This is a genomic window from Photobacterium sanctipauli (assembly GCF_003026495.1).
Taxonomy (GTDB): Bacteria; Pseudomonadota; Gammaproteobacteria; order Enterobacterales; family Vibrionaceae; genus Photobacterium; species Photobacterium sanctipauli.
Genome location: NZ_PYMA01000003.1, coordinates 509,954 through 516,244, shown reverse-complemented (window position 1 = coordinate 516,244; position 6,291 = coordinate 509,954). Strand labels below are relative to the sequence as shown.

Below are 6,291 nucleotides of genomic sequence, written 5' to 3'. Positions count from 1 at the left end.
GGTTCGGAGCGACAGGCATTTTATGCTTGCTGTCCGTTGTACACTTAAACTTGCGTGCGGCTTTCGGTATTAAATCCTGACGCTTCATACTGGCGGCAATGGTTTTAACATTATGGTTATCACCGTTCTCTGCCAATTCTTTCTGGATGCGTCTCGAGCCATCACGGCCCTTGCTATTATCGAAAGCCTCTTTGACCTTTGTATCAAGCACTTGGCGAACCGCTTTCCGCTGGCAGGCCTTATAGCGATGCTTAATCCAGTAATAAAACCCACTCCGAGATACCCCGAACACCTTAGCCATACGGGTAACACTGAAGTACAGCAGGTGTTCGAGCATAAATTCGTAGCAATCTACTTTAGATTTTTCGCGAAGTAGGTGGCGGCCTTTTTTACGATATCTAGCTCTTCAGCTTGCTCGGCCAACTGCCTTTTTAGCTTAGCGACCTCTGCGGCTAGTTCTCTTTCTCGCTGGCTGGTACAGGTGTCTTTCTTTGCTGCTTTGCGCCAACCGTATATCTGGGATTCATGTAAAGAGAGCTGCCTTGCTGCCGCAGCTACTCCCACTTTCTCTGCCAGTTTAAGGGCTTCTGCTTTAAATTCAGGAGAATGGATAATACGTTTCTTCTTGTTTGTCATGATTCACCTCGTTAGTGATTGTACTCACTTAACTCGGTGTCCAAAACTGCTGGTGCGGATCATGCTACCTCAATTGGGGACACTAGACAGCGAGCAATACAAAAATTTATGTTGTAGCCTATATGACGCAATTCCGGTGCTGAAGAAGCACTCGCAATGTGTACTCTTTCCATACGGACGAAGCTCATTGCTTTTCGCTTGGCGCCATATTGATAAGATTTTCACTACACAGCAGCAGTGTCCTTATATATGGTTACTTGCCATAGATAGTGACCCTCGCCTAAGTGATAAGCAATTTAGTAACGAGTTTGATACTCAGTGGTATGACAGCACAGTGCCTGCTGCCGAGTGTGTGGTGTTAACGAGAATCAGCCAGTCATCAACTGGCCTTACCCATCATTGGTTTTGTTATGAAGGGCAAACCAGCGATAAGCCTTTAGGTACAGCGGTTTCGGCATTGTTTGACCGCTATCAGCAATCCAACAGTGTCGATCTTCATCAATTTTACGCCCCCTATAATGGAACCGATTCATTGACTGCGGAATGGGCTAGTATGTACCACAAGCTTTTCCCTTGGGTGGGGGAGCATACTCAAATCGTGATGTCTGGCTCTTTCATGGGGGAGTTAGGGGCTGGTGCCGGGATTTATAACTTATTGCACATCAATGAGCGTTATCAGCGAGGCCACTATTCCGGCAATACCTTGCAACTTGAAAGTTCCGAAGTGGTCTATCGTGGAGCCGCTTTGTACAGTTGGCAAGAGTAAACTTTATCCCACCCTAAAATACACTGCGAATATATTTCAGGATGAGATAAATTTAGCTATTTACTCATACAGCGTTTCAAATTCAGGGATTTCCTGTTTACCTCGCAGTAATAAGAAATTCAGGAATCGGCTGGTTGAGGTGGTGAGCACTTTCTCCTCGTCGACACCATGCTGCTTGAGCAAATCGATAGCTAAATCGAGCCGGGCAATTTCTTCACAAAAATGGGCGTCAGAGCCGGTGGTGAAATAGACACCAACCGCTTTACCAACCTCGACGATGGTGCTGCAGCGCACATCGCTCCCCTTGCGGCTTTTGCCGGTAAGCGAGGTATTGTTTACTTCGATGGCAACATTAAACTCCTTGGCGCAGCGCAGTACTTTTTCTATATCAAATGGGTAGTTGGGGTTGCCTAAGTGGCCCAATACATCGACACGACTGCTTTTGATGACGTTGAGCAGGGCTTCGGTGTGGTCAGCCTCTGTTGCCGGTTTGAAAACGGGCTCGTGGAAACTGGCGATCACCCAGTCCAAGTGTTGGTCGGTTGATGCCGGTAGATCTATTTCGCCTTGAACATTTAGCGTATTGGCCTCAACGCCACGTAGTATTCCTACGCCGTGCAAAAACCGAGGCAAGATCCTTTGATTATTGAAGTGCCAGTAGTGGGGAGCACCGGGCATTTGAGGTGCATGGTCGGTGGTGCAAAGCAGTTTGAGCTGTTTGTGTTTGGCGGCCAGTGCATTTTCTATGATCGTGCTATAGGCATGTCCACTGGCAACAGTGTGAGTGTGGCTATCAATCACGATATCCATAATGATCTCCTGCGGTGGCGGACGGTTTAGCGGATCTCAAATGATCCGTCTTGGTTCATAAATATATTCAGATCGGCCTTGATCGAATGGTTGAGGACTTTCTCGACGTTGACGGCATCTGAGGTTTGGTAAAACGCCAATGCCGCTTCCGGTGAGGTGCCGCCCCGTATTTTTCGGTTCACCAAACGCGCTTGCAAAAATTCGGGTTGGGTATCAATAAAGACGGTGAAGTCGGCGAGGTGATGCAGGCCTTGCCATACCGGTTCATCAAGCAATAACCAGTTGCCTTCAACAACGACAACGTTACGGTCGACGGCAATGGCATCGTCGACCGGATCATGCAGGTTTCTATCGTAGTAAGGCCACTTGGGGTCCTTAACTTTGAGCTGCTTAAGCTTGTCGATGAGCTCGGTTAGGTTAAAGGTTTCGTAAGAGCCTTTAATACTGCGAAGTGTAACCATCTCGCCGTTGCGCTCAATGCTGTTGTTATCGAGGATTTCATTGGGGTAGTGGAAGCCATCAAAAGGCAATACCTGCAAAGGCTCTAAATGTGCTTCTTGTTCGGATAAATATTCCCAAAATGCCGCAAGGGTTGACTTGCCACTGCCCGGAGGGGCGCTAAGGAAGATGACTACCCGCTGTTGGGTTTCTTGGTACAGGCGGGTGAATTTTTCCACCAAGGGCTTATGTATGGTTTTGATATCACTATCTGGGAATTCAGCTTGGGTATCGAACCCACTGATATTCAAATTCACTTTCATCGTGAGGCCTTATTGCTTAATTTCTTTTTCGATGTTTTCCAGTAACAGTTCGCATGACAGGTTCAATACTGTTTTGATCAGAGATTCGTATCTCATTTGGGAAAAAGCTTCGAACGAAGAAAACTTTAATTTATTGATGGACTCAAGGTAAAAGCCGTCTTGTTGTGATGAAAGCACTGCTTGGCTTTTTATGAAGTCATATACGACATCATCACCGTAAGAGACTTTGTCTGAAAGCGACTGGGTATACTCTAAGGTTTGGTTGTATAGGCCAATATCCGCATAGGTTTCCAACGAAATCTTACCCATGGCAAACATCAATTTGGAAACAACATCGGTGGTTTCCAACGGGCCATCTTCCCGTAATAAGGGTTCCACAGCATATTCCATCACTAACTTGTCTTGGACAAAGACTTTTGGAAGTAATGCTTTTAACTTGAGGTTGATTATTTTGTTCGAAATCTGAAGAAACGAAGACGCGTTTTCGCACTCTTCCAGTTTCTTCAGTAATTCTTGTTCACGTGACAACGTTTGTGACCTCTCCATTATGTGGCAGCGAAAAGGCTACCACACAAATTCGTAGTAACTAAACCGCTAAGCTCACGTCGTAAAACTCTAGTAACGCTTTTTCAGCCTGCATGTTCCACACGTAGTTGTTGGCTTTTAGGATTGCATCCAACTCGGCGAAGAACGGGTCTTGCTCGGCAAGCGACATAAAGTCATCGATAGCTGTGAGCGGTAGATCAATGTGCGGGTAAATCAATTTCTTACCGCCAGGGATTTCCAGTTGGTTCAGTATTGTGTGCGGCGCCGCTTGCAGTCCGCCAACATGGGTGATCATAAATGATGGGTTGATCAGGTGATCAGAGGATAAGTCGAGTGATTCGATCATATCGCCTGTCGAGCCGCCCGAAGTGCCCACAATATGGGTTGACTCGTAGTGCACGTTGTAGAAGTTGAACGGTACTTTGAAGTTCTTGTCGGTTGGGCCGGCAAAGAAGTTCAAACAGCCATCATTGCCAAGCAATTCGTCAGCTTGCTCCAGTACCTGTGATACGGCAGCGTACACCATCACATCATCAAACCCTTGGCCGTCGTTGAGTGACTTAAGGTAGGCCACCGGATCGTCAATTTTGGCGGTGTTTACATAATGGAGCTTAATGCCTTGCTCATGGGCAGCACTGACCGGAATCAAGCTTTCTGCTCGCTCAAGGCGGGCTTCGTCGATATCGGTGACCACAATGAGCTTGGGTTTAACCGGGCCATTAATCGCATAGTCAATGGCGCCAATTCCCATCGGGCCAGCACAGGCCAGAAGTGCCAATGCGCCACCTTCTTTGATGCCCATTTGGTGCTCGTACACATACGGGGTGGTGTGGTAGCTGGCGTGGTAAGCGCCAATGATACAAGACATCGGCTCAGCTAATGAGGCATCCGCAAAGTACTCGCCCTGGTATGGCAGGACACAGCCTAAGTCGATGGCGATTTTTGGGATGATGGAGTAAGTGGCGTTACCGCCAAATGTCTCGTAGCTGTAGCCAGCTGAGTAGCCTGATGGCAGTCCCATTGCAGGTTGCAGGACAAAGTAGTCGCCTGCGGTGAATTTGTCTTTGAGGTTTTCACCTACTTCCACAATCACGCCTGCATATTCGTGGCCTGTCATCACAGGCACTTCGTCGATATTCTCTGGCACGCGCTTGTGTTTGCTACCGAGCAAAGCTGCTTTGTAAGTGGATAGGCAGATGCTATTTGAAATGTTTTTTACCAGAAGCTCGTCTGCTGAAATGGCCGGTAATTCGAACGTTCGTAGTTGAACATCTTTTTCGCCACAGATAACCGCTGCCGTTGTTTGTACCATGATTTCTCTCCTGAGTGGGGCGGCGAACCGCCCCTTACTGCGTTGTTAGGCTTGTTGTTCGATAGTTACCATCAGCTCATCTAGAGCAGGGTCGTTTAGGAAGTTTTTGATTGTGATGACGGGTAGCCCGGTGGCGTTGACTGCGCGGCTCTCTAGGCTCTCGTGGGTGACAACGATGTCGGCATCACTTGGGACTTTCTCGATAGCGAAGTTCTTCACTTCAATATCAATGCCTGCATTGGTGAGCTTGCGCTTGAAGGTTGATGCGCCCATTGCGCTGGACCCCATACCTGCATCACAGGCGAAGGCCACAAATTGAATCGCTTTTGTTTCTGTTTTTGTTTCTGTCGCTGCTGCCGCTGGTTTTACAGCACCTTCAGCTTTCATGTCTTTCATGTCAGAAACGGATTGTTCGAACTCGCTCTCTTTCTCTTCTGATTTGCTCATCTTCAGGATGGCACTGGCGACAAGGAAAGACACCACGGTCGCAGAGGTTACACCGGCAATGGTTGCGATGAAGCTGCCCTTCGGCGTAAGTGCCAGGTAAGAGAAGATTGAACCAGGACTTGGGCCTGCCACCAAACCAGCATCCAGTAGGTTGAAGGTTGCGATACCCGTAGCGGCACCAGCAATCATCGCCACAATCATGATTGGCTTCATTAGCACGTAAGGGAAGTAAAGCTCATGGATACCACCGAAGAAGTGGATGATAATCGCACTTGGTGCAGAGCGCTTACTTAGGCCTTGGCCAAATTTTGCATAGGCCAGTAGCATACCCAAACCAGGTCCTGGGTTAGATGCCACCATGAAGAAAATAGACTTGCCGGTTTCAGCCGCTGCCTGAAGGCCCAGCGGGTAATAGATCCCTTGGTCAATGGCGTTGTTTAGGAACAGCACCTTGGCAGGTTCGTTGATGATAGCCAGAAGTGGTAGGAAACCTGTGGCAACGAGGGCTTCAATGCCTGATTTTACGAATAGGTTGGCAGCAGTAACGGCTGGTCCAACAATCTCGTAGGCAAACAAGCACAAAATCATGCCGACAATACCCAGCGAGAAGTTGTTTACCACCATCTCGAAACCTGACGGGATACGGTGTTGGATACGCTTATCCATTTGCACCACCACCCATGCGCTCAGTGGGCCCATGATCATCGCGCCAACAAACATTGGGATATCCGCCCCGACGATAACACCCATGGTACCAATGGCACCGGCAACCGCACCGCGCTTGTCACCGATAATTTGACCACCGGTATAACCAATCAGCAGTGGCAGTAAGTAGGTGATCATCGGTCCGACGAGTTCACCAAACGCTTCATTTGGCATCCAGCCTGTTGGGATGAAAAGTGCGGTAATAAAGCCCCAGGCGATAAAGGCCCCGATATTCGGAAGGACCATGGCGGTCAAATGACCCCCGAAGGCTTGCACATTGGCTCGCATATTTGTTTTCACGTTATTTT

At 48.3% G+C, this 6,291-nt stretch carries 6 protein-coding genes and 1 pseudogene; 1 reads left to right on the top strand and 6 read right to left on the bottom strand.

All coding sequences use genetic code 11. The annotated features are described in order from the left end of the window. Positions 1-636 (bottom strand): annotated as a pseudogene (locus C9I98_RS08495) (transposase); the annotation flags it as partial. Between the two features lie 61 nt (positions 637-697). On the opposite strand from C9I98_RS08495, the gene C9I98_RS08490 reads away from it, so the two are divergent. Further along, complete coding sequence (locus tag C9I98_RS08490) at positions 698-1,402, top strand: hypothetical protein (protein WP_107271848.1); 705 nt, start codon at positions 698-700, stop codon at positions 1,400-1,402. Positions 1,403-1,462: 60 nt separating this feature from the next. Here C9I98_RS08490 and C9I98_RS08485 read toward each other — a convergent pair whose 3' ends face one another. Genes C9I98_RS08485 through C9I98_RS08465 form a run of 5 tightly spaced genes read right to left on the bottom strand, consistent with a single transcriptional unit; the run spans position 1,463 to position 6,283 of the window. Continuing rightward, a complete protein-coding gene (locus C9I98_RS08485) occupies positions 1,463-2,212 on the bottom strand; it encodes a phosphatase (protein ID WP_036822753.1) in 750 nt (249 codons plus the stop codon). A gap of 26 nt (positions 2,213-2,238) precedes the next feature. Further along, on the bottom strand, positions 2,239-2,973 hold the full coding sequence (locus C9I98_RS08480; RefSeq protein WP_036822750.1) for a nucleoside/nucleotide kinase family protein: 735 nt from the start codon (positions 2,971-2,973) through the stop codon (positions 2,239-2,241). A gap of 9 nt (positions 2,974-2,982) precedes the next feature. Continuing rightward, positions 2,983-3,501: an MltR family transcriptional regulator gene (locus C9I98_RS08475; protein WP_036822748.1), complete on the bottom strand. Its 519-nt coding sequence runs from the start codon at positions 3,499-3,501 to the stop codon at positions 2,983-2,985. Between the two features lie 58 nt (positions 3,502-3,559). Continuing rightward, positions 3,560-4,831, bottom strand: coding sequence for a zinc-binding dehydrogenase (locus C9I98_RS08470; protein ID WP_036822745.1), 1,272 nt, complete (start codon positions 4,829-4,831; stop codon positions 3,560-3,562). 45 nt (positions 4,832-4,876) lie between these two features. Then, positions 4,877-6,283, bottom strand: a complete 1,407-nt coding sequence (locus C9I98_RS08465; RefSeq protein WP_107271847.1) for a PTS mannitol transporter subunit IIBC — start codon at positions 6,281-6,283, stop codon at positions 4,877-4,879. Positions 6,284-6,291: the final 8 nt, after the last annotated feature.